The 20777-nt window shown below is 68.8% G+C and carries 19 protein-coding genes; 16 read left to right on the top strand and 3 right to left on the bottom strand.

What is annotated here, in order from left to right; all coding sequences use genetic code 11:
- The first annotated feature begins 49 nt into the window (after positions 1 to 49).
- From ACSQ4M_RS32735 to ACSQ4M_RS32705, 7 genes are all read left to right on the top strand, one after another.
- Complete coding sequence (locus tag ACSQ4M_RS32735; protein ID WP_436194109.1) at positions 50 to 1222, top strand: ROK family protein; 1173 nt, start codon at positions 50 to 52, stop codon at positions 1220 to 1222.
- Positions 1219 to 2742: a sugar ABC transporter ATP-binding protein gene (locus tag ACSQ4M_RS32730; protein WP_436193519.1), complete on the top strand. Its 1524-nt coding sequence runs from the start codon at positions 1219 to 1221 to the stop codon at positions 2740 to 2742. Before ACSQ4M_RS32735 ends, ACSQ4M_RS32730 begins: the two co-directional genes overlap by 4 nt.
- Positions 2729 to 3706, top strand: coding sequence for an ABC transporter permease (locus ACSQ4M_RS32725; RefSeq protein ID WP_436193518.1), 978 nt, complete (start codon positions 2729 to 2731; stop codon positions 3704 to 3706). Before ACSQ4M_RS32730 ends, ACSQ4M_RS32725 begins: the two co-directional genes overlap by 14 nt.
- Positions 3707 to 3741: 35 nt before the next feature.
- Positions 3742 to 4695 (top strand): substrate-binding domain-containing protein, encoded by a 954-nt coding sequence (locus tag ACSQ4M_RS32720; protein WP_436193517.1) that lies wholly within the window; start codon positions 3742 to 3744, stop codon positions 4693 to 4695.
- Complete coding sequence (locus ACSQ4M_RS32715; RefSeq protein WP_436193516.1) at positions 4695 to 5750, top strand: sugar phosphate isomerase/epimerase family protein; 1056 nt, start codon at positions 4695 to 4697, stop codon at positions 5748 to 5750. Before ACSQ4M_RS32720 ends, ACSQ4M_RS32715 begins: the two co-directional genes overlap by 1 nt.
- Entirely contained in the window at positions 5747 to 6892 is a 1146-nt protein-coding gene (locus ACSQ4M_RS32710; protein WP_436193515.1) for a Gfo/Idh/MocA family protein, read from the top strand. The genes ACSQ4M_RS32715 and ACSQ4M_RS32710 overlap by 4 nt, the downstream gene beginning before the upstream one ends.
- 121 nt (positions 6893 to 7013) lie before the next feature.
- Positions 7014 to 7292 (top strand): hypothetical protein, encoded by a 279-nt coding sequence (locus ACSQ4M_RS32705; protein ID WP_436193514.1) that lies wholly within the window; start codon positions 7014 to 7016, stop codon positions 7290 to 7292.
- A gap of 3 nt (positions 7293 to 7295) precedes the next feature.
- Here ACSQ4M_RS32705 and ACSQ4M_RS32700 read toward each other — a convergent pair whose 3' ends face one another.
- The gene (locus tag ACSQ4M_RS32700; protein WP_436193513.1) at positions 7296 to 7883 is read right to left on the bottom strand and encodes a CBS domain-containing protein; all 588 of its coding nucleotides are present in this window, start codon (positions 7881 to 7883) and stop codon (positions 7296 to 7298) included.
- 235 nt (positions 7884 to 8118) lie between these two features.
- On the opposite strand from ACSQ4M_RS32700, the gene ACSQ4M_RS32695 reads away from it, so the two are divergent.
- Positions 8119 to 9564, top strand: a complete 1446-nt coding sequence (locus tag ACSQ4M_RS32695) for an alpha/beta hydrolase family protein (RefSeq protein WP_436193512.1) — start codon at positions 8119 to 8121, stop codon at positions 9562 to 9564.
- Here ACSQ4M_RS32695 and arfB read toward each other — a convergent pair.
- A complete protein-coding gene (gene arfB / locus ACSQ4M_RS32690) occupies positions 9561 to 9968 on the bottom strand; it encodes an alternative ribosome rescue aminoacyl-tRNA hydrolase ArfB (RefSeq protein WP_436193511.1) in 408 nt (135 codons plus the stop codon). The two genes, ACSQ4M_RS32695 and arfB, sit on opposite strands and share 4 nt — an antisense overlap.
- Positions 9965 to 12817 carry an aconitate hydratase gene (locus ACSQ4M_RS32685; RefSeq protein WP_436193510.1) on the bottom strand — a complete coding sequence of 951 codons (2853 nt, stop codon included), beginning with the start codon at positions 12815 to 12817 and terminating at the stop codon, positions 9965 to 9967. The genes arfB and ACSQ4M_RS32685 overlap by 4 nt, the downstream gene beginning before the upstream one ends.
- A gap of 227 nt (positions 12818 to 13044) precedes the next feature.
- Between ACSQ4M_RS32685 and ACSQ4M_RS32680 the strand changes: the two genes are divergently transcribed.
- The 8 genes from ACSQ4M_RS32680 (at position 13045) to ACSQ4M_RS32645 (ending at position 20765) form a co-directional block, all read left to right on the top strand.
- Positions 13045 to 13578 carry a GspH/FimT family pseudopilin gene (locus tag ACSQ4M_RS32680; RefSeq protein WP_436193509.1) on the top strand — a complete coding sequence of 178 codons (534 nt, stop codon included), beginning with the start codon at positions 13045 to 13047 and terminating at the stop codon, positions 13576 to 13578.
- Complete coding sequence (gene pilV / locus ACSQ4M_RS32675) at positions 13569 to 14219, top strand: type IV pilus modification protein PilV (protein WP_436193508.1); 651 nt, start codon at positions 13569 to 13571, stop codon at positions 14217 to 14219. Before ACSQ4M_RS32680 ends, pilV begins: the two co-directional genes overlap by 10 nt.
- On the top strand, positions 14216 to 15025 hold the full coding sequence (locus ACSQ4M_RS32670; RefSeq protein WP_436193507.1) for a PilW family protein: 810 nt from the start codon (positions 14216 to 14218) through the stop codon (positions 15023 to 15025). Before pilV ends, ACSQ4M_RS32670 begins: the two co-directional genes overlap by 4 nt.
- A 17-nt stretch (positions 15026 to 15042) precedes the next feature.
- A complete protein-coding gene (locus ACSQ4M_RS32665; RefSeq protein ID WP_436193506.1) occupies positions 15043 to 15759 on the top strand; it encodes a pilus assembly PilX family protein in 717 nt (238 codons plus the stop codon).
- A gap of 11 nt (positions 15760 to 15770) precedes the next feature.
- A complete protein-coding gene (locus ACSQ4M_RS32660; RefSeq protein ID WP_436193505.1) occupies positions 15771 to 19151 on the top strand; it encodes a pilus assembly protein in 3381 nt (1126 codons plus the stop codon).
- 29 nt (positions 19152 to 19180) lie between these two features.
- The gene (locus ACSQ4M_RS32655; RefSeq protein ID WP_436193504.1) at positions 19181 to 19588 is read left to right on the top strand and encodes a type IV pilin protein; all 408 of its coding nucleotides are present in this window, start codon (positions 19181 to 19183) and stop codon (positions 19586 to 19588) included.
- Positions 19585 to 20448, top strand: coding sequence for a DUF429 domain-containing protein (locus ACSQ4M_RS32650; protein WP_436194108.1), 864 nt, complete (start codon positions 19585 to 19587; stop codon positions 20446 to 20448). The genes ACSQ4M_RS32655 and ACSQ4M_RS32650 overlap by 4 nt, the downstream gene beginning before the upstream one ends.
- Positions 20449 to 20522: 74 nt before the next feature.
- Positions 20523 to 20765, top strand: coding sequence for a hypothetical protein (locus tag ACSQ4M_RS32645; RefSeq protein ID WP_436193503.1), 243 nt, complete (start codon positions 20523 to 20525; stop codon positions 20763 to 20765).
- The last annotated feature ends 12 nt before the right edge of the window (positions 20766 to 20777 follow it).

Genomic DNA, 20777 nt, shown 5'->3' with positions numbered 1-20777 from the left:
CCGGGAGACAAGCGGCGTGACGCCCTGGCAAGCCACCACTGTGGATGAAATGCGCGTGCTCGATGCGGCCTTCTGGTCGCCCGGCAGTTCGCGCCATGCATTGGCCGCGCCGCTCGGCTTTTCGGCCAGCAAGGGCAAGGCGCTTGTCGCCGGCTTGATCGACCAGGGCCTGCTCGAAGAGGCCGGCACCCAGGCCTCGCAGGGCGGCCGCCCGGCCGAGACGCTGCGGCTGCACCACGGACTGGGCCTGCTGCTGGGCGTGGACATCGGCGTGACCAGCCTGACCGTGGCCGTGCTGCGCCCCGACCTCACGCTGCTGGCCCAGCACAGCGAAGACATCGACGTGCGCCGCCAGGGCCCCGGCGTGGTTCTGGCGCGTGCCGCCGCGCTGATGCGCGAGCTGCTGGCGCGCAGCGGTGGCAAGGCCGGGCAGGTGCTCTCCATCGGCGTGGGTGTGCCGGGGCCGGTCAACTTCGAGGCCGGCCAGTTGGTCAGTCCGCCGCTGATGCCCGACTGGGACCAGTTCTCCATCCGCGACTTCCTGCGCGACGAGTACCGCGCGCCCGTGTTCGTGGACAACGACGTGAACCTCATGGCGCTGGGTGAGCTGTGGCGCCTGAAGCGTGCGCTGCCCAACTTCATCGTGGTCAAGATCGGCACCGGCATCGGCTGCGGCATCGTCTGCCACGGCAGCGTGTACCGCGGTGCCACGGGCTCGGCCGGCGACGTGGGCCACATCAGCGTGGACCATGAAGGCCCGCGCTGCCACTGCGGCAACCGCGGCTGCGTGGAGGCCATGGCGGCAGGGCCAGCCATCGTGCGCATGGCGACCGCCGCGGCCGAAGCTGGCGAGAGCCCGGTGCTGGCCGCGGCGCTGGCCGCGCGCGGCAGCCTGGCCGCCGAGGACGTGGGCACGGCCAGCCGTGCCGGCGACGCCGCGGCCAACCGCATCCTGCAGCACGCCGGCCATCTGGTCGGGCAGATGCTGGCCGCGGTGGTGAACTTCTTCAATCCCTCGCATGTGCTGCTGGGCGGCGGCATCACGCAGGTGGGGCCGCTGTTCCTGGCGGCCGTGCGGCAAAGCGTCTACCAGCGCTCGCTGGCGTTGTCGACGCGGCAGCTGGAGGTGCAGTACGCGCCGCTGGGCGCGCAGGGTGGGGTGATCGGGGCGGGGGCGCTCGCAATGAGCGAGACCTTGCGTGTCAAAGGAGTCGCGCCATGACCCAGAGCGTCGGCGTCGAATTCGACGCGATCCGCAAGTCCTTCGGCCCGGTGGAGGTGCTGCACGGCATCTCGTTCAGCCTGCCACCTGGCCGCGTGGTCGGCCTGCTCGGCGAGAACGGCGCCGGCAAGTCCACGCTCATGAAGATCCTGTCCGGCTACGAAGCGCCCACCTCGGGCACGTTGCGCGTGAACGGCCAGGACTGCGCGTTCAAAGGCCCGCGCGATGCCGAGGCGCTGGGCATCGTGCTGATCCACCAGGAGTTCAACCTGGCGGACGACCTCACGGTGGCGCAGAACATCTTCCTGGGCCACGAGAAACGCAAGGGCCTGTTCCTCGACGATGCCGCGATGAACAGCGCGACCAGTACCGCGCTGGCGCAGGTAGGCCTGTCGGTGCCGCCGGACCGGCGCGTGCGCGACCTGATCGTGGCCGAGAAGCAGCTCGTGGAGATCGCCAAGGCCGTGGCGCGCCGCGCGCGCCTCTTGATCATGGACGAGCCCACGGCCACGCTGACCGCGGCCGAGACCGAACGCCTGTTCGCGCTGATCGCGCAGCTGCGCGCCGATGGCGTGACCGTGGTCTACATCTCGCACAAGCTCGACGAGGTCGAGTGCGTGACCGACGAGGTGGTGGTGATGCGCGACGGCCAGTTCGTCACGCAGCAGGCCACGCAGGGCCTCACGCGCCACGCGATGGCCAGGCTGATGGTGGGCCGCGAGATCGCCGACCTGTACCCGGTGCGCGACGCGCGGCCGACCGACGGCGCACCAGCCCTGCGGCTGCAGGGCTTCGGCGTGCCCGGCTGGGCCGAGGGCTGGGACTTCGAGGTGCGCCCGGGCGAGATCCTGGGCTTCGCCGGCCTGGTCGGCGCCGGCCGCACTGAACTGTTCGAGGGCCTGCTGGGCCTGCGTCCCGCGCGTGGCCGGGCCTGGTTGAACGGCCAGCCGCTGCCCGGCGATGGCGGCTTCAAGAACCCGCGCGCGGCGGCCGACGCCGGTTTGACCTACCTCAGCGAAGACCGCAAGGGCCGCGGCCTGCATGTGCACATGGGCTTGCGCGAGAACCTCACGCTGATGGCGCTGCAGCGCTACGCCAGGCCCTGGCTCGACCCTTCTGCCGAGCGCCGCGCGCTGGAGCAGGCGCAGCGCGACTTCGGCATCCGCACCGGATCGCTGGACGTGCCGGCCTCGGCGCTGTCGGGCGGCAACCAGCAGAAACTGGCGCTCGCGCGCGTGCTGCACCCGGATCCGCGCATCGTGGTACTGGACGAGCCCACGCGCGGCGTGGACGTGGGCGCCAAGCGCGAGATCTACGAACTCGTGCAGCGCCTGGCGCGCCAGGGCCTGGCGGTGCTCGTGGTCTCGTCCGAACTCATGGAACTGATCGGCCTGGCGCACCGCGTGGCCGTGGTGCGCGCGGGCCGCCTGGTGGCCACGCTGGACGCCGACGGCCTGACCGAAGAAACCTTGATCGCCCACGCCACTGGCGTAGCGGAGCAACCCCATGTCCCAGCCTGAGAATTCCAAATCCAAGCGCAATCTGCAGGGCTGGGGCCCGGTGCTCGGCCTGGTGCTGCTGTGCATCGCGGGCACGCTGCTCAACAGCGACTTCGCGACCGTGGACAACGCGATGAACCTGCTCACGCGCACGGCCTTCATCGGCATCATCGCCGTGGGCATGTGCTTCGTGATCATCTCGGGCGGCATCGACCTCTCGGTGGGTTCCATGGCCGCGCTGATCGCGGGCTGCGTGATCCTGTTCATCAACGCCATGGGGCCGCTCACGGGTTCGCCACTGCTGGCCGTGGCGCTGGGCGCGGTGTTGTCCATCGTGCTGGGCGCGGCCTTCGGCCTCGCACACGGGCTGCTCATCACCAAGGGCCGCATCGAGCCCTTCATCGTGACGCTGGGCACGCTGGGCATCTTCCGCGCCTACCTGACCTGGGCCGCCGACGGCGGTGCGATCACGCTGGACAACGATCTGTCGGACCTCTACGCACCGGTCTACTACGCCAGCCTGCTGGGCATCCCGGTGCCGGTCTGGGTGTTCCTGGCCGTGGCGCTGGCCGGCGGCGTGGTCCTGAACCGCACGGCCTATGGCCGCTACGTGCAGGCCATCGGCTCCAACGAGCAGGTGGCGCGCTACGCGGCCGTGGCAGTGGACCGCGTGAAGATCCAGACCTACATGCTGCTGGGCATCTGCGTGGGCATCGCCACCTTGCTCTACGTGCCGCGGCTGGGCTCGGCCTCGCCGACCACGGGCCTGCTGTGGGAGCTGGAAGCCATCGCCGCCGTGATCGTGGGCGGCACCGCGCTCAAGGGCGGCGCAGGCAGCATCACGGGCACCGTGGTCGGTGCCGTGCTGCTCTCGGTCATCAGCAACATCCTGAACCTGACCAGCATCATCAGCGTGTACCTGAACGCGGCGGTGCAGGGTTTCGTGATCATCGTCGTCGCGTTCCTGCAGCGCGGCAGAAGATGAGTTTTTGTGCCAGCAACATCCAAGGAGACTTCCGCATGATTTCCAGACGCCTGACCTTGACGGCCATCGCCGCCGCCAGCTTCGCATTGCCCGCCCTGGCCGCCGACCCGGTGCACCTGGGCGTGTCCATCCCGGCCGCCACGCACAGCTTCATGGGCGGCATCAACTACTGGGCCAACCAGGCCAAGAAGGACCTGGAGAAGCAGCACAAGGATCTCAAGATCACGATCCGCACGGCGGCCAACGCGCCCGAGCAGGCCAACCAGCTGCAGGATCTGTCGTCGGTCTCCAAGATCAATGCGCTGGTGGTGTTCCCGTTCGAGTCGGCCGCGTTGACCAAGCCGGTCGCGCAGGTCAAGGCCAAGGGCGCCTACGTGACGGTGGTCGACCGCGGCCTGACCGACACCAGCGCGCAGGACGCCTACGTGGCCGGCGACAACACCGCCTTCGGCAGGATCCCGGCCGAGTACATCGCCAAGAAGCTGGGCGGCAAGGGCAACGTGGTGGCGCTGCGCGGCATCGCCACCACGCTGGACAACGAGCGCATGGACGCCTTCAACGCCGTGCTCAAGAACCACCCCGACATCAAGCTGCTCGACGCCAAGTACGCCAACTGGAACCGCGACGACGCCTTCAAGGTCACGCAGGACTACCTCACGCGCTTCAAGCAGATCGACGCGATCTGGGCCGCCGACGACGACATGGCCGTGGGCGTGCTCAAGGCCATCGACCAGGCCAAGCGCGACGACATCAAGATCGTGTTCGGCGGCGCCGGCGCCAAGGGCATGGTCAAGACCATCATGGACGGCAAGGACAAGCGCATCGACGCCGACGTGAGCTACTCGCCCAAGTTCATCTACGACGCGATCAAGCTCACGGCCGAGGCGCGGCTCAAGGGCGAGAAGCTGCCGGCGACGACCATCATTCCCTCGGTGTTGATCACGAAGGACAACGCCAAGGACTTCTACCACCCGGACAGCCCTTTCTGATGAAGACGCTCAAGGGCCCGGCCATCTTCCTCGCCCAGTTCCTGGGCGACGCGCCGCCGTTCGACACGCTGGACCACCTGGGTGCCTGGGCCAAGGGCCTGGGCTACGAGGGCGTGCAGCTGCCGACGGCGCCGCACATCGTCGATCTGGAGAAGGCGGCGAGCAGCCAGACCTACTGCGACGAGGTGACGGGGACCTTGCAGGCGCATGGCCTCGCGATCACCGAGTTGTCCACGCACCTGCAGGGCCAGCTCGTGGCCGTGCACCCGGCCTACGACGCGCTGTTCGACGGCTTCGCGCCCGAGGCCGTGCGCGGCAGGCCAGCCGCACGCACCGCGTGGGCCATCGCCCAGATGCACCTGGCGGCGCAGGCCAGCGAACGCCTGGGCCTCACGGCCACGGCCACCTTCTCGGGCGCACTGGCCTGGCCCTATCTTTACCCCTGGCCGCAGCGGCCGGCCGGGCTGGTGGAGGAGGCCTTCGGCGAGCTCGCGCGGCGCTGGCGGCCCATCCTGGACAAGCTCGACGCGCACGGCGTGGACGCGGCGTTCGAGCTGCACCCGGGCGAGGATCTGCATGACGGCGTGACGTTCGAGCGCTTCCTGGAAGCGGTCGGCGATCACCAGCGCGCCAACATCCTCTACGACCCCAGCCACTTCGTGCTGCAGCAGCTCGACTACCTGGCCTTCATCGACATCTACCACGCACGCATCAAGGCCTTCCACGTCAAGGACGCCGAGTTCCGGCCCGACGGCCGGCAGGGCGTCTACGGCGGCTACAGCGGCTGGGTCGACCGCGCCGGGCGCTTCCGCTCGCTGGGCGATGGGCAGGTCGACTTCGGCGCGATCTTCTCCAAGCTCGCGCAGTACGACTTCGCGGGCTGGGCCGTGCTGGAGTGGGAGTGCGCGCTCAAGCATCCCGAGGATGGTGCGCGCGAGGGCGCGGACTTCATCCGCCGCCACATCATCCGCGTGGCCGACCGGGCCTTCGACGATTTCGCCGGCAGCGGCGTGGACCGCGCCGCCGTGCGCGGCCTGATGGGGCTGCAGCCATGACGCGACGCCTGCGACTGGCCATGCTCGGCGGCGGCGAGGGCGCCTTCATCGGCGCCGTGCACCGCATCGCCGCGCGGCTGGACGATTGCTACGAACTGGTGGCCGCCGCGCTGTCGTCCGACCCCGCGCGCGCGGCCGCGAGCGCCGCCGCCATCCACCTGCCGGCCGAGCGCAGCTACGCCGACTGGCGCGAACTGGTCCGCGCCGAAGCGGCCCGGCCCGACGGCGCCGAGGTGGTGGCCATCGTCACGCCCAACCACCTGCATGCGCCCATGGCCACGGCCGCGCTGCAGGCCGGGCTGCATGTGATCTGCGACAAGCCGCTCGCGGTCTCGCTGGCCGAGGGCGAGGAGCTCGCGCGGCTGGCGCGCCAGCACGACCGCGTGTTCGCGCTCACGCATGCCTACGCCGGCTACCCCATGGTGCGCCATGCGCGGCAGCTGGTGGCCAGCGGCGCGCTGGGTTCCGTCCGCCTGGTGCAGGCCGAGTACCAGCAGGACTGGCTGACCCGCGCCGAGGAGCAGGCCGGCAACAAGCAGGCGGCCTGGCGCAACGACCCGGCACAGGCCGGCCCGGCCGGCTGCCTGGGCGACATCGGCACGCACGCCTTCCAGCTTGCCTCGTTCGTGACCGGCATGGTGCCCAGCGCGCTGGCGGCCGAGCTGACCAGCTTCGTGCCGGGCCGCGTGCTGGACGACCATGTGCAGATGATGCTGCGCTACGCCAATGGCGCGCGCGGCCTGCTCTGGGCCAGCCAGGTCGCGGCCGGCTGCGAGAACGCGTTGCGCCTGCGCGTGTTCGGCACCGAGGCCTCCATCGCGTTCGACCAGGAGCAGCCCAATGAACTGTGGTTCACGCCGCTGGGCGGTGCGGCCCAGCGCCTCACGCGTGGCCGTGTGGACAGTGCTGCCGCCCGCGAGGCCACGCGCGTGCCGGCCGGGCACCCCGAGGGCTACCTGGAGGCCTTCGCCCAGGTCTACCGCGACGCGGCCGAACTGATCCGCGCGCAGGGCGAGGGCCGCCCGGCCGATGCGCAGGCGTTGCAGGTGGCGACGGTGGAAGATGGTGTGGCGGGCCACCGTTTCATCGACGCGGTGCTGCGCAGCAACGCTGCCGACGGGCGCTGGGTGCCGCTGGCCTGAAGCCCCCCGAGGCACGGCGGCGCAGGGGCTCAACTGCGCGCCGCCGCGCTTTGCGGGGAGGCCCATGACCCCAACTCTCGCCACGCCCGACCTCCATGGCCCGGGCGCCGGTCATGCGCACATGCTCGACGCGCTCTTCGAGCTGACGAAGCGCATCGACGATCCTGCCGAGGTGATGCGCCTGACGGCCCGCCTTCCGCGGCGGCCCGCCGATCCGCTGCGCATCGTGGTGCAGGACAGCGGCATCGGCATTCGCCCGCGTTCCTGCCGCACATTTCCGACCGCTGCCACCAAGCCGAAGGTTCCATCATGCGGCGTTTCGGCGGCCTGGGCCTGGACCTTGGCCTGGCCATCGTGCGGCAGCGTGCAGGCCACCATCGCCAGCGCCGCCGGGCGCTGAAGCTCAGGCACCGAGCGCGGCCTCGATCTGCGCGAAGGTCTGGGCGCGCTCGTAGGTTTCCACCGGCGCGCCGAGCTGGCGCTCGATCTGTGTGGCGGAGAACATGCCGCGGATGGCCAGGGGTTGGTCGGGCAGTTGCTCGCTGACCAGCAGGTGCTTGCGGCCCAGGCGCTGCAGCGTGGCCACCAGGTCGCCCACATTGGCATGCAGCACATCGGCGAGCCGCAGCACCTGCAGGCTGGCGAGCGGGTGCATGAGGTCGGACACGCTGAGGTCGGACACCGTGCCCTTGCCCAGGTGGCGCATCTGCAGGGGGCGCTCGCCCAGCGTGTCCTGGGTGCTGATGATGCCCAGCAGGTGATCGCGCTCGGTCACGAACAGCAGGCGCACGCCGTAGGTGATCATGGCTTCGTTGGCCGCGAACAGCGTGGCCTCGGGTGCGATGCCGACCGGCTGGGTCTGCGTGAAGTCGGTCATGACTTCCACGGCCGGCGACTCCAGCGTGACCGGTTTGCCCGGTGCCGGCCGCGCCAGCAGCGCGCGCGCCGCAAGAGGTTGGGTGCCGAGAGGCTTGAAGCTCATGCCGGTCATGGTGCGGTCCTTTGCAAGACGGGTGGAGCGTGCCAGCGCCCTGTGCATCCACGGGCCCGCTCCGTTGGCCCGCGTCGCCATGTGGTGGGATGTGGCGCTGCCGGACCAGTATGCGACGCGGGCCAGGGAGCGTCAAACCGCCTGTCTCGGCGTTTTTGCTGACACGGCAGCGGCGCGGGCAGGCGTAGGCTGCGCCGGCGCATTCCGCGCCAACGACATGACGAGGAGACACCCGATGCAATCCACGCGACCGATGTTCCTGAGCCTGCTCGCGGCCGCTGCCCTTGCCGCATGTGGCGGCGGCGACGGTGACGACAACACCCCCGAGGAGACCCGCCTGCAGGACAGCCGCAACAGCTTCGTGCCGGCCGAGCCCAATGCCACGACCTTCGCCGCGCTGGTGGCCGACACGGGCGACACGGTGGACAACGCCACCACCAGCCGCTGGGCCGGCGTGCTGAACGGTGCGGCCTACCGCATCGAGGTGCCGGCCAACTGGAACGGCCGGCTCGTGATGTACGCCCACGGCTACGCAGGCGAGGGTAACCAGCTCGGGGTCAGCAACCCTTCCATCCGCCGCCACCTGATCCAGAACGGGTATGCCTGGGCTGCATCCAGCTACAGCAAGAACTTCTACGACGTGCGCGCGGGCGTGGAGGACACGAACGCCCTGGCGCTGGCCTTCAACCGCATCGCCAGCACCAACGGCCGCAACCTGGCGGCGCCCACGCGGCTGTACATCACCGGCCATTCCATGGGCGGCCATGTCACCGCGGCCGCCATCGAGGAGGAAGCGATGGAGGACGCCAACAACAAGGTGCGCTACCACGGTGCCGTGCCCATGTGCGGCGTGATGGGCGACACCGAACTGTTCGACTACTTCGCCGGGGCCCAGGTGGCCGCGCAGGCGCTGGCAGGCGTGCCCAACAACCCGTTCACGGGCTGGGCGACGGTGCGCGACCAGGTGACGAGCACGCTCTTCACCAGCTTTCCGGGCACGCCCACGGCGACCGGTGCGAAGTTCATGTCGGTGGTGGAAAACCTCACCGGCGGCGACCGGCCGCTGTTCGAACTGGGTGTGGCGTACGGCGGCTCGTTCAGCCCGGTCTGGGGCGTGTTCGGCGGTGACGGCACGGTGAATGGCATCCTCAACAAGAGCGTGCTGGACACCAACCGCTTCACCTACGCCATCACGGGCGATGCAGCGGGCTCGACGGCGCTGAACGCCTCCGCCCAGAAGCTGACGGCCGTGGCGGACGCCAACCGCGAGCGCCGCGACGGCCTGCGCTGGATTCCCAAGGCGAACGGCGAGATCGGCATCCCTGTCGTGTCGCTGCACACCCTGGGCGACCTGTACGTGCCGTTCAGCATGCAGCAGATCTACAAGCGCCGCGTGGTCGCCGAGGGCAACGACCGCTGGCTGGTGCAGCGCGCGATCCGCGGCATCTCGCATTGTGATTTCACGGTGGCCGAGCAGGTCGAGGCCTTCGACGCCATGGTGCAGTGGGAGCAGGGCGGGCCGAAGCCGGCCGGCGACGATGTGCTGACGGCTGCCACCGTGGCCGCGCCGACCTACGGCTGCACCTTCACGCGCGACACGCTGGGTGTCGACGACAGCAGCACCACTGGGCAACTGCGCGGCGCGATTGCGCTGAGCGGTGCGACCTGCCCCGCGCCTTAGTCCAGGCCGGCCCGGCCGCGGCCGGCCTTGATCTCCGAGCGGCGGCTCTTGCCTTCGAGCCGCCGCTGGCGCGAGCCGAACGTGGGCTTGGTGGCCTTGCGCGCGCGCGGCGGCCGCGCCACGCTCTGCACCAGTTCATGCAAGCGCGAGAACGCGTCGAGCCGGTTCATCTCCTGCGTGCGGTGCTGCTGGGCCTTGAGCACCAGCACGCCGGCCTGCGTGATGCGGCTGTCGCGCAGCGCCAGCAGCCGCTCCTTCACGTCTTCGGGCAGCGACGAGGCCGGGATGTCGAAACGCAGGTGGATCGCACTGGAGACCTTGTTGACGTTCTGGCCGCCCGCGCCCTGGGCGCGGATGGCCGTGACCTCCACTTCGGACTCGTCGATGACCAGCGCAGCGGTCATTCCAGCAACTGCCGCAGCACATACGGCAGGATGCCGCCGTGCCGGTAGTAGTCGACCTCGATCGGCGTGTCGATGCGCAGCGTCAGATCGGTCTGGTGCGTGCTGCCGTCGGCGCGCGTGATCTTCAGCACCGCATCGCTGCGCGGCGCCAGGTCGGCCGCCGGCACGATCTCGATCTGCTCGTCGCCCTTGAGGCCCAGCGACTCCCAGCTCTCGCCGTGCTTGAACTGCAGCGGCAGCACGCCCATGCCGACCAGGTTGCTGCGGTGGATGCGCTCGAAGCTCTTGGCCACCACGGCCTTGATGCCCAGCAGCTGCGTGCCCTTGGCGGCCCAGTCGCGGCTGGAGCCGGTGCCGTACTCCTCGCCCGCGAAGATCACGGTGGGCGTGCCGGCGGCGATGTACTGCATGGCGGCGTCGTAGATCGGCAGCTTGTCGCCGCCCGGTTGCATCAGCGTCAGCCCGCCTTCCTCGCGCGAACCGTCGGCGCCAGCCGGGATCATGAGGTTCTTGATGCGCACGTTGGCGAAGGTGCCGCGCATCATCACGTCGTGGTTGCCGCGGCGCGCGCCGTAGCTGTTGAAGTCGGCCTTGCCCACGCCGTTCTCCTGCAGCCACAGGCCGGCCGGTGAGCTGGCCTTGATGGAGCCGGCGGGCGAGATGTGGTCGGTGGTGATGGAGTCGCCGAACAGGGCCATGATGCGTGCGCCGCGCACGGCCACGGCCTCGTCGGCTGCGGGCGGTTCCAAGGCGAAGTCGGCGAAGAACGGCGGCTCGGCGATGTAGGTGCTGGCAGGCCAGGTGTAGGTGGCGCCGGCCACGCCCAAGATCCTCTCCCACAGCTTGCCGGGTTCGGTCTTGACCTTGGCGTAGTTGGCGCGGAATGCCTTGCCGTTCATGGCGTACTTGAGCAGTGCGTGGATCTCCTCGCTGGTCGGCCAGATGTCGCCCAGATAGACGTCCTTGCCGCCCTTGCCCTTGCCGACCGGCTCGGTCATGAGGTCGCGCGTGACCGTGCCGGCGATGGCGTAGGCCACCACCAGCGGCGGACTGGCCAGGAAGTTGGCCTTGAGGTTGGGATGGATGCGGGCCTCGAAGTTGCGGTTGCCCGACAGCACGGCCGCGCACACCAGGTCGTTCTTGGTGATGACCTCGTTGAGCTCGGGCGTGAGGTCGCCCGCGTTGCCGATGCAGGTGGTGCAGCCATAGCCGGCCAGCGCGAAGCCGAGCTTGGCCAGGTAGGGCAACAGGCCGGTCTCGGTCAGGTACTCGGTGACGATGCGCGAGCCCGGCGCCAGCGAGGTCTTGATGTGCGGCTGCACCTTGAGGCCGGCTTCCACGGCCTTCTTGGCGAGCAGGCCGGCGGCCAGCAGCACGCTGGGGTTGGAGGTGTTGGTGCAGCTCGTGATGGCGGCGATCAGCACGTCGCCGTTGCCGATGGTGATCTCCGGCGTCTTCCTGGCCGGGGCCGTGGCTTCGGCCTGGGCCGCTGCCAGGGTGGGCTTGTTGCCTTCCATCTCCATCACGGGGCGCGCCGCGCCGCTGGGCGTGGGCGGGTTCTCGGGCACCTTGTCCAGCAGCGGGTCTTCGCTGGTGCGCACCTGGTGGCGGGTGCCCAGCACGGCGGCCGGCTGGTTGAAGCCGTTCTCGGCCACGGGCTTGGAGAACAGGCTTTTGAACTGGCTCGCCACCTGGCCCAGCTCGATGCGGTCCTGCGGGCGCTTGGGGCCGGCCAGGCTGGGCGTCACATCGCCCAGGTCGAGCTTGACCACCTGCGAATAGTCGATCTCGCCGGCCTGCGGCACGCCGAACAGGCCCTGGGCGCGGAAGTAGGCCTCGAAGGCCTCGATCTCGGCCTTGGTGCGGCCCGTGCCCTTGAAGTACTCGATGGTCTTCTCGTCCACCGGGAAGAAGCCCATGGTGGCGCCGTACTCGGGCGCCATGTTGCCGATGGTGGCGCGGTCGGGCAGGGCCAGCGTGCGCGTGCCCTCGCCGAAGAACTCGACGAACTTGCCCACCACCTTGTGGCGGCGCAGGATTTCGGTCACGGTCAGCACCAGGTCGGTGGCCGTGACGCCCTCGCGCAGCCGGCCTGTCAGTTCGAAGCCGACCACGTCGGGCGTCAGGAAATAGACCGGCTGGCCCAGCATGGCGGCCTCGGCCTCGATGCCGCCCACGCCCCAGGCCACCACGCCGATGCCGTTGATCATGGTGGTGTGGCTGTCGGTGCCGACCAGGGAGTCGGGGTAGTAGACGTCGTCCCGCGTCTTGTGCACGCCGCGCGCCAGGTACTCCAGGTTGACCTGGTGCACGATGCCGAAGCCGGGCGGCACCACGCCGAAGGTCTTGAAGGCCTGCATGCCCCACTTCATGAACTCGTAGCGCTCGCGGTTGCGCTGGAATTCGAGCTTCATGTTCAGGTCGAGCGCGTTCTTCTGGCCGTAGTAGTCGACCATGATGGAGTGGTCGACCACGAGGTCGACCGGCACCAGCGGCTCGATGCGGCCGACCGGCTTGCTCAAGCGGGCGGCCACGCTGCGCATGGCGGCCAGGTCGGCCAGCAGCGGCACGCCCGTGAAGTCCTGCAGCACCACGCGCGAGACCACGAACGGGATCTCGTCGGTGCGTTCGGCCTTGGCACCCCAGTTGGCGAGCTGGCGCACATGCTCTTCGGCGACGCGCTTGCCGTCGCAGTTGCGCAAAACCGATTCGAGCACGATGCGCAGCGACACCGGCAGGCGCTGGATCTGCGGGAACTCCTTGGCCAGGGCCGGCAGCGAATAGAACTGCCCGGTCTTGCCGGATGCCGTGGTGAACTTCTTGCGGGTGCGCGCGAATGCGTGGGCCATGCCGGATGCTCCGTTTTATCTGGGTGGTGGGGCGGCGCCGCAACTGCGGCGGGTGCCGGAGCATCCTACTCCGGGCTTGTAACACCCATGTCTGTGTGAACTATTTGGCATACCAGGCACGGGGCTGTCGCGGGCGCAACCGCTCATCGTGCGCCGGGGTCCGCCTGACGCGGCTTGCGTGCAACACGCTTGTTTCAGGCGGTCGGGCGATTAGCATTCGCACAGTCATGATCCGCCCATTCCGTGGCCATTCCCCCGTTCCTGCAGCCCGCGGCTTCACCATGCTTGAGCTCATGGTGGTCGTGGCGATCCTGGCCATCCTGGCGGCGTTGGCCGGGCCCAGCATGGTGCCGGTGATCGAGCGCTGGCGCGTGCGGCAGGCGGCGGAGGAGATGGTGGCGACGATCGCGTTCGCACGGTCGGAGGCGATCAAGCGGGGGGGCAATGTGTCGGTGGCGCGCAGCACGCCCGGGACGGACCAATGCGCGCTGCCGACCGACGTGGCCGACTGGCGATGCGGCTGGACGGTGTTCGATGGCACGGCCGTGTTGCGCGAATCGCCGCTCGGCAATGGCGTCAGTGTCACCAATGCGGCCAGTTCGGGCTCGTTCGCACTCACGCGCTGGGGCGATCCGGCAACCGGCGGCGCTGTGACGTTCGTGGTGGCGTCCACGCGCAGCGGTTCCACCGTGCGATCGGCTGTCTGCCTGGGTGGCGGTGGCCGCATCCGCAGCAAGGCAGGGGCGAGTGCATGCGATTGATGGTGCGGCGACAGCGCGGTGTGACGCTGCTGGAATCCATGATCGCCATTGTGCTGGTGGCGCTGGGCGTGCTCGGCATCCTGGGAGTGCAGCTGCGCACCCTCGCCGACACGCAGACCGCGGTACGCCGGGCCCAGGCGATCCGCCTGATCGAAGACCTCGGCGAACGCATCAAGGCCAATCCGACCTCGCTCACGGCGGCGGTCCTGGCCAACTACGTGGTGGGCGAGAACGAGGTCAGCGGCGCGCCGCCGAACTGTGCCAACGGCTGCGGGCCAGGTGATACGGCGTTGGCGGACATTGCACAGTGGAAGGCCAACGTGGCCGCCACCATGCCGCTGGGCGAAGCCGCGGTGTTCGTCGTGGCCCAGGGCACGGCCACCAACGTGCGGCCGCAGCTGGGCGTGATGGTGAGTTGGCGCGAGAACGAGCGCCAGCGCGAGGGCGCCACGGCCGCCGAGAACGCGGCCTACAAGGCACCGTTCGCCACGGCGACCGTGACCACCGGCGCGGCCACCGGCGTCACCAGCGTGAGTTGCCCCGCCGACCGCATCTGCCACCTGCAGTACCTGCAACCCACGCTGCGCTGTGCGCCCTACGTGGTGGGTGATGCGGCCGATCCTAAAATGTACTGCCCATGACCCGCGCCACCCAGTCCGGCGTCACGCTGCTCGAATTGCTGGTCGGACTGGCCATCGGGCTGATGACCATCGCCGTGGCGCTGGGGGCACTGCTGATCTCGCGCGGCGTGTCAGGCACGGTCAGCGACGCCAGCCAGCTGCAGCAGCAAGGCGCCTATGCGTTGCGCGTGGCCGGTCGGCAGCTGCGGCAGGCGGGGGCGATCCGCCTGAACATGGCCTTCGGTGCTGCCGCCGACGCGGCGGAAGATCCGGCCCAGCCGGTGGCGTTCGAAACTACGTTCGATCGCAGCACGCGCACGCTGCAGAACGACACGACCTATGCGTTGCGCGTGGGATACCAGAACTTCACGGAGACGGTGTCGACCGCCACCACGGCACAGTCACTGCTCAGCGACTGCCTGGGCCGCAGTTCCACCACGGCGGCGGTGGTGCAGAGCGATTTCCGGCTGCAGCGGGCCACCGGTGCGGCGACAGGCGATCTGCTGTGCCGGGGAACGGACGGCTCCGAGGAGGTGCTGATCGGCAACGTGGCGGACTTCCGGGTGACGTACCTGGTGCAAACGCTGCCGGCCGGCGGGGTCGGTGCCACGACCATGCGCCGCATCGCCCCAGCCGCGATGGCCACGGCGGACTGGGCCTCGGTCGTCGCGGTGGACATCTGCCTGGAACTTGCCGGTGACGAGAACATCGACACGGCCGGTGCGACCTACCGCAACTGCGCGCAGTCGGACGTGTCGCTGGGCAACCGCATGCATGTGGTGCTGCGCAACACCTTCCAGCTGCGCAGCCAGGGGGCGGCGCGGTGAGGCGCGCACCCGCGGGCTTGGCGGGCGCGCGCCAGCGCGGTATCGCGCTGCTGGTGGTGATGATCGTCGTGCTGCTGTCCTCGCTGCTGGCGCTGTGGGCGTTCCGCACCTCGCTCGTCAACGAGGCCATCGTGGGCAACGATGCCGATTACCAGCGTGCGTTCGAGGCGGCCCAGGCCATGATCCAGGACGCCGAGCTCGACATCCAGGGCATGCGCGCGGACGGGACGAGTTGCGTGTCTGAACCCACCAATACGAAGATCTGCCGCATGGGCACGACGGTTCGGTTCATCGACGAAATGGCTGCCTTCCAGCGCCTGCTGACGCGCCTGTCGGCCGAGACCACCACCCAGTGCCTGAACGGCATTTGCCTCAAGCGTGCGGGCGCGCAGGACTTCTGGAGCGCGGACGCCACGATGAATCCCATGATCGCTGACAACGTCGGTGCGCGTTATGGTGAGTACACCGGCGCGTTGCCAGCCACGGGCAGCACGGCCATGGTCAATCCGCTGTTGACCGAGCGCACGGCCCGCCGCGGAGCGTGGTATTGGATCGAGGTCATGCAATACGCCAGCACTGGCGAGTCCAGCGTTGTCTCGAACGCGTCGCAGACCATGGCGCTGAACCTGAGTCCGCGTGTGGTCTACCGCATCACCGCCGTGGCCCGGGGGTTGAAGGAGGGCACGCAGGTGGTGCTCCAGTCGACCTTCGCGCGGCAGAAAATCAGGGATTGAAGGAGGCCACGATGCACGCACATCCCCGGGCCAGGCGCACGCTGCTGAGCGTGCTCATCGCGGCGATCGGCATGCCGTCGGCGCCGTTCGCGGCCCAGTTGTCGCTGGCACAGTATCCCGCCGGCTCGGCCACCCGCGCGCCGGCGCCGAACGTGATCCTCTCACTGGACGACTCGGGGAGCATGGGCTCGTCCGGAACGGCGGGCTCGGGCATGCGCGAGCTCAAGACGGCCCTGCATGCCATCTTCAACGCGACCACCCAGGTCATCCCGGACAACTCGATCCGCCTCGGCTGGAACACTTTCAATCAGTGTCAAGCCGTCAATTCGAACATTGACGGGTGCAATGCGGTCCGGGTGCTCAATGCGGCGCATCGCACCAAGTTTCTGAACTGGGTCGGGCCAGCGACCCAGGCGTCCTCGGGCAACCAGTTGCGTGGGTCCGGGAGCACGCCCACGCACACGGCCTACGCGGCGGCCGGCAACTACGTCCAGAATTCCTTGACCACCGATGCCAGCGGGGTCTGGGCCGCCACGCCGGGCGCCACAGCCGATCCGGTGCTGAGTTGCCGCAGGAACTACGTGATCGTGATGACGGACGGCGAGTGGAACATCACGCCGGCATCGCGCGCCTCGGGCACCACCGCCCCCACCGCGACCTCCGCGAACCTGCCCGACGGGGTGACGCGCTACGACGCGACCAGTGCCGAGACGCAGCTGTACCGCAACCCCAATGCCACCAACTACAACAAGCTGGCAGATCTGACCTTCCACTACTGGGCCACGGACCTGAACGGTGACCTGACGAACAACCTGAAGCCACTGACCAAGGTTTCCGAGGACACGCCGTACCGGACCGGCTCGGGCGGCACCCTGAGGTCGGTGACGCTGTCGCCCTACTGGCATCCGCGCAACGATCCGGCCACCTGGCAGCACATCCAGACCTATGCAATCGGTTTTCGCGATGCTTCCGAATGGACGATCCGGCCGACCTGGGCCCCCTCGGGCGACATGTATGGCGACGATGGCGACTTCAAAAGTCTGGTGACGGGTGCCGTCACCTGGCCGAATCCGGGCGCATCCAACGCGGCCAAGCGCATCGAGTTGTGGGCCATGGCGCTGGCCGGCCGCGGCCGCTTCATCCCTGCCTCGGATTCGACCGGCCTGGTGGCCGCTTTCAAGGACATCTTCGGGGAGATCTCGGCGGACCGCAGCCAGCCGGTGACAAGCTTCGCCAATGCCTCGTCCTCGATCGCCTACTCGGCCACCACCCAGTACACCAGCGGCTACTACGCCGACGGCTGGTACGGCTTCGTGCAGGCCGACACGGTGACCCAGGACAGCAGCACAGGCGGCACGACCACCACGCCCGACACCACCTGGGGCACCAAGAGCGCCTCGCCTCCCAACCTCAACACAGCGGACAAGCTCAATGCGCTGGCGGTCACCGCCACGGGCATCGCCAACCGGCTGATCCTGAGCTGGCGCGATTTGGCTATCGGGGGAGGGGCGACTTCGTTCGAATGGGCGGCCGACGAGAGCTACCTGAGCACCGCGCAGAAGGATCTGCTCAAGGAGAGCACCGCGACGACCACTGCGGCCAACTTGCTCGGCCAGCAGCGTCTCGATTTCATCCGCGGCGACAGGAGCCAGGAGGGCACGACCTTGCGCACGCGGACCTCGATCCAGGGCGACATCGTCAACTCGGGCCTGTGGTACGTGGCCGATCCGGTCAGCAACTATGGTTTCGACAACTACCTGGCGTTCGCCAGGAAGCACGCCAAGCGCCTCCCTATGGTCTATGTTGGCGGCAACGACGGCATGCTGCACGGCTTTTCCGGCGTGGACGGCAGCGAGAAGATCGCCTATGTGCCCAAAGGCGTGATCCAGAACCTGCCCGAGCTCACGCGCAGCAGCTACACGCACCGCTACTACGTTGACGGCTCACCCTTCAGCGGCGACGTGTTCATCCCGTTCGGCACCAGTACCGACCCGGAATGGCGCACGCTGTTGTTCGGCACCCTGGGTGCCGGGGGCAAAGGGTATTTCGTGCTGGACGTGACCACGCCCGGCAGCACGGTCACCGGTAGCACCGCGGTGGAGTCCAATATGCTCAAGGCCCATGCCGCATCCCTGGTCGTGATGGACAAGACCTCCGCGGCCGGCTCGACCGCAGAGGATGCCGACCTCGGCCACATCATGGTCGCCCCGGTGCTCGACGACAGCAATGCGCTGAAGACCACGCAGATCGTGCGCATGAACAATGGGCGCTGGGCCGCCGTCATGGGCAATGGCTACAACAGCACGAACGAGCGCCCGGTGCTGCTGATCCAGTACCTGGACGGCGCCAAGGAGCTGTTCAAGATCGTCGCCAGCAGCACGACGGGCACCAGCAACGGATTGTCGGCGCCGCGCCTGGTGGATCTGGATGGCAACGGCACGCCGGACCTGGTCTATGCCGGCGACCTGCTGGGCAATCTCTGGAAGTTCGATGTGTCTGCGGCCAATCCCCTGAGCTGGAATGTGGCGTTCAGTACCCCGGCGATCGACAACTTGTCGGGCAGCACCATTCGGGTGTTCAACGGCACGCCGCTGTACCGCGCGGTCTACACCAGTGGAGGTGCCAGCAAGGCGCAGCCGATCACGGCGCCGCCCGTCGTGCGCGCCAACGAGCGTGGCGCGACCGGGCTGATGGTGGCGTTCGGCACCGGGCGCAGCCTCACCGAGGCCGATAGGACCGACACCTCGGTGCAAAGCGTCTACTCGGTGCTGGACAACACGCGCTACAAGCTGGTGTCTGGCAAGGTGGTGATCGACGATAGCGTGGTGACGCCCGCGGCGCTGGGCAGTGGGGTGACGAACCTGCAGCAGCAGACGGTCGGCGAGAATCCGATCGCAGGCTCCGACAGTAGCTCCACGCGGACCTTCTGGACCGTGAGCCAGAACGATGTGGCCTACACCGGTGCCGGCAAGAAGTCGGGCTGGTACATGAACCTGCCCATGAGCGGCGAGCGGGTGCTGGCGCAGATGTACTTCTACGACGAGAGCAACAACATCGAGCTGATCTCCGAGGTGCCCGCCTCGGGCGGCGGCACGGCTGGCGAAACCTGCGCAGGGACGAGTACGGCAGTCCAGAAGTACCGCACGCTGCTCAACATCATGGACGGCAAGCGGCCTTCGGTGCAGGTCATGGACACGAACGGTGATGGTTTCTACAAGGCCACCGACGGTGGTACCTCGCGCATGACGGCATCCGCCGCTGAAAACCGGGTGACGACCAGGGCCAGCCAGATCCGCATCGGAAAAGGCAGCACCACATCCACGAACACCATCGACAAGCTGGCGCGCCTGCCCGAGATTCCGCTGCGTCCCAACTGGCGCCAACTGCAATGAGCACACACCCGCTCCCTCCCCGGTCCGCCATGCGCGGCTTCACGCTGATCGAACTGATGATCACAGTGGCGATCGCTGCCATTCTGGTTGCCATCGCATTGCCCAACTACACGGAGTACGTGCGCCGCGGCGCGCGCTCCGAGGCGCGGGCGGCGCTGCTGCAGGCTGCGCAGTGGATGGAGCGTGCGGCGACCGCCAGAGGGACCTACCCGATCGAGACGGCGACGGACAAGGAGTTTCCGGACGGGCTCAAGACGACGCCGTCCAATCGTTATGACATCAGCCTGGCTTCGGCGGATGGACGGACCTTCACGTTGACCGCCGCGCCCAAGGGCGCGCAGGCCAACGACAAATGCGGCAGCTTCACGCTCACCAACACGGGTGTGCGCGGCGTGACCGGCGTCAACGAAACCGTCCAGAACTGCTGGAACCGCTGACCATCCCGGCCCATCCGCCGCTGCTCGGCTGCGACTTCAGCAGCAGCCCCACGCGCCGCAAACCCATCGTGCTGGCGCTCGGCCACCTGAGCGGCAACACCGTGCACCTGTATCGCTTCGAACGCTTCACCACGCTGGCCGATTTCGGCGCCTGGCTGGCCCAGCCGGCCGACTGGGTCGGCGGCTTCGACCTGCCGTTCGGCCTGCCGCGCGAACTGGTGCTGGCGCTGGGCTGGCCGACCGAGTGGGCCGCCTGCATGGCCCACTACGCCAGCCTCACGCGGCCGCAGTTGCGCGGCGTGTTCCAGGCTTTCTGTGCCAGCCGCCCGGCGGGTGGCAAGTTCGCCCACCGCGCCACCGACGGCCCGGCCGGCGCGAGCCCGTCGATGAAATGGGTCAATCCACCCGTGGCCTGGATGCTGCACGCCGGTGTACCGCTGCTGCGCGCGGCCGGCGTGCACCTACCCGGCCTGTCCGAAGGCGACCGGCGGCGCGTGGCGCTGGAGGCCTATCCGGGCCTGCTCGCCCGCGAGGTGTTGGGCGGGCGGCGCAGCTACAAGAGCGACGATCCGAAGCGGCAGACCGCGGAGCGCCAACTGGCACGCATGGATCTGCTGTCGGCCCTGTGCAGGGACGCTGGCGCGACCCGCCTGGGTTTGCGCCTGGCGTTGCCGCAGGCCGCCCGAAAGGCCGTGGCCGACGATGGCAGCGGCGACCTGCTGGACGCCACGCTGTGCCTGTTGCAGGCCGCCTGGGGCCAGTGCCGGTATGCGCAAGGCGACCGGCGCTACGGCATGCCGTCCGCCAGCGACGCACTCGAAGGCTGGATCCTGACAGCGCCGTTTCCATCATCTGGCTGACAGGCGAACGGTTCGCGTTGCCGATTCGCCGAATGCCTGCAAAAATGCACCCGCTCGTTACACAAGGGGGTGCGATGTCCAATGCCGATCCGAACCAGGGCCTGCGCGGCTTTGCGCGCAAGTGCATTGCGGTGGCGCGGGCCATCGGCATCGTGCCGCCGGCGAAGCCCGCACCCCAGTGGGCACCATGCCCGCATTGCGGCGAGGAGGCCGACCATGCCGGCCGGCGCTGCGGCCATTGCGGCGAAGTGATGACGCCGCAGTCGAAATGGGACACCGCGCAGGCACCCTTGGAGCCCCGGGCCTGGCGCGAGTAGGACGCAACTGGC

The sequence above is a fragment of the Pseudorhodoferax sp. LjRoot39 genome (assembly GCF_964253035.1).
Classification (GTDB): Bacteria; Pseudomonadota; Gammaproteobacteria; order Burkholderiales; family Burkholderiaceae_C; genus Pseudorhodoferax.
This window is presented reverse-complemented; position numbering and strand designations above follow the sequence as displayed.

Coding starts and splice junctions, on each gene's coding strand:
- pilV (WP_436193508.1), top strand. CDS start 13,569: ATGCGATTGATGGTGCGGCGACAGCGCGGTGTGACGCTGCTGGAATCC.
- ACSQ4M_RS32660 (WP_436193505.1), top strand. CDS start 15,771: ATGCACGCACATCCCCGGGCCAGGCGCACGCTGCTGAGCGTGCTCATC.
- ACSQ4M_RS32725 (WP_436193518.1), top strand. CDS start 2,729: ATGTCCCAGCCTGAGAATTCCAAATCCAAGCGCAATCTGCAGGGCTGG.
- ACSQ4M_RS32655 (WP_436193504.1), top strand. CDS start 19,181: ATGCGCGGCTTCACGCTGATCGAACTGATGATCACAGTGGCGATCGCT.
- ACSQ4M_RS32670 (WP_436193507.1), top strand. CDS start 14,216: ATGACCCGCGCCACCCAGTCCGGCGTCACGCTGCTCGAATTGCTGGTC.
- arfB (WP_436193511.1), bottom strand. CDS start 9,968: ATGACCGCTGCGCTGGTCATCGACGAGTCCGAAGTGGAGGTCACGGCC.
- ACSQ4M_RS32720 (WP_436193517.1), top strand. CDS start 3,742: ATGATTTCCAGACGCCTGACCTTGACGGCCATCGCCGCCGCCAGCTTC.
- ACSQ4M_RS32735 (WP_436194109.1), top strand. CDS start 50: ATGCGCGTGCTCGATGCGGCCTTCTGGTCGCCCGGCAGTTCGCGCCAT.
- ACSQ4M_RS32715 (WP_436193516.1), top strand. CDS start 4,695: ATGAAGACGCTCAAGGGCCCGGCCATCTTCCTCGCCCAGTTCCTGGGC.
- ACSQ4M_RS32730 (WP_436193519.1), top strand. CDS start 1,219: ATGACCCAGAGCGTCGGCGTCGAATTCGACGCGATCCGCAAGTCCTTC.
- ACSQ4M_RS32695 (WP_436193512.1), top strand. CDS start 8,119: ATGCAATCCACGCGACCGATGTTCCTGAGCCTGCTCGCGGCCGCTGCC.
- ACSQ4M_RS32680 (WP_436193509.1), top strand. CDS start 13,045: ATGATCCGCCCATTCCGTGGCCATTCCCCCGTTCCTGCAGCCCGCGGC.
- ACSQ4M_RS32705 (WP_436193514.1), top strand. CDS start 7,014: ATGCTCGACGCGCTCTTCGAGCTGACGAAGCGCATCGACGATCCTGCC.
- ACSQ4M_RS32700 (WP_436193513.1), bottom strand. CDS start 7,883: ATGACCGGCATGAGCTTCAAGCCTCTCGGCACCCAACCTCTTGCGGCG.
- ACSQ4M_RS32685 (WP_436193510.1), bottom strand. CDS start 12,817: ATGGCCCACGCATTCGCGCGCACCCGCAAGAAGTTCACCACGGCATCC.
- ACSQ4M_RS32645 (WP_436193503.1), top strand. CDS start 20,523: ATGTCCAATGCCGATCCGAACCAGGGCCTGCGCGGCTTTGCGCGCAAG.
- ACSQ4M_RS32710 (WP_436193515.1), top strand. CDS start 5,747: ATGACGCGACGCCTGCGACTGGCCATGCTCGGCGGCGGCGAGGGCGCC.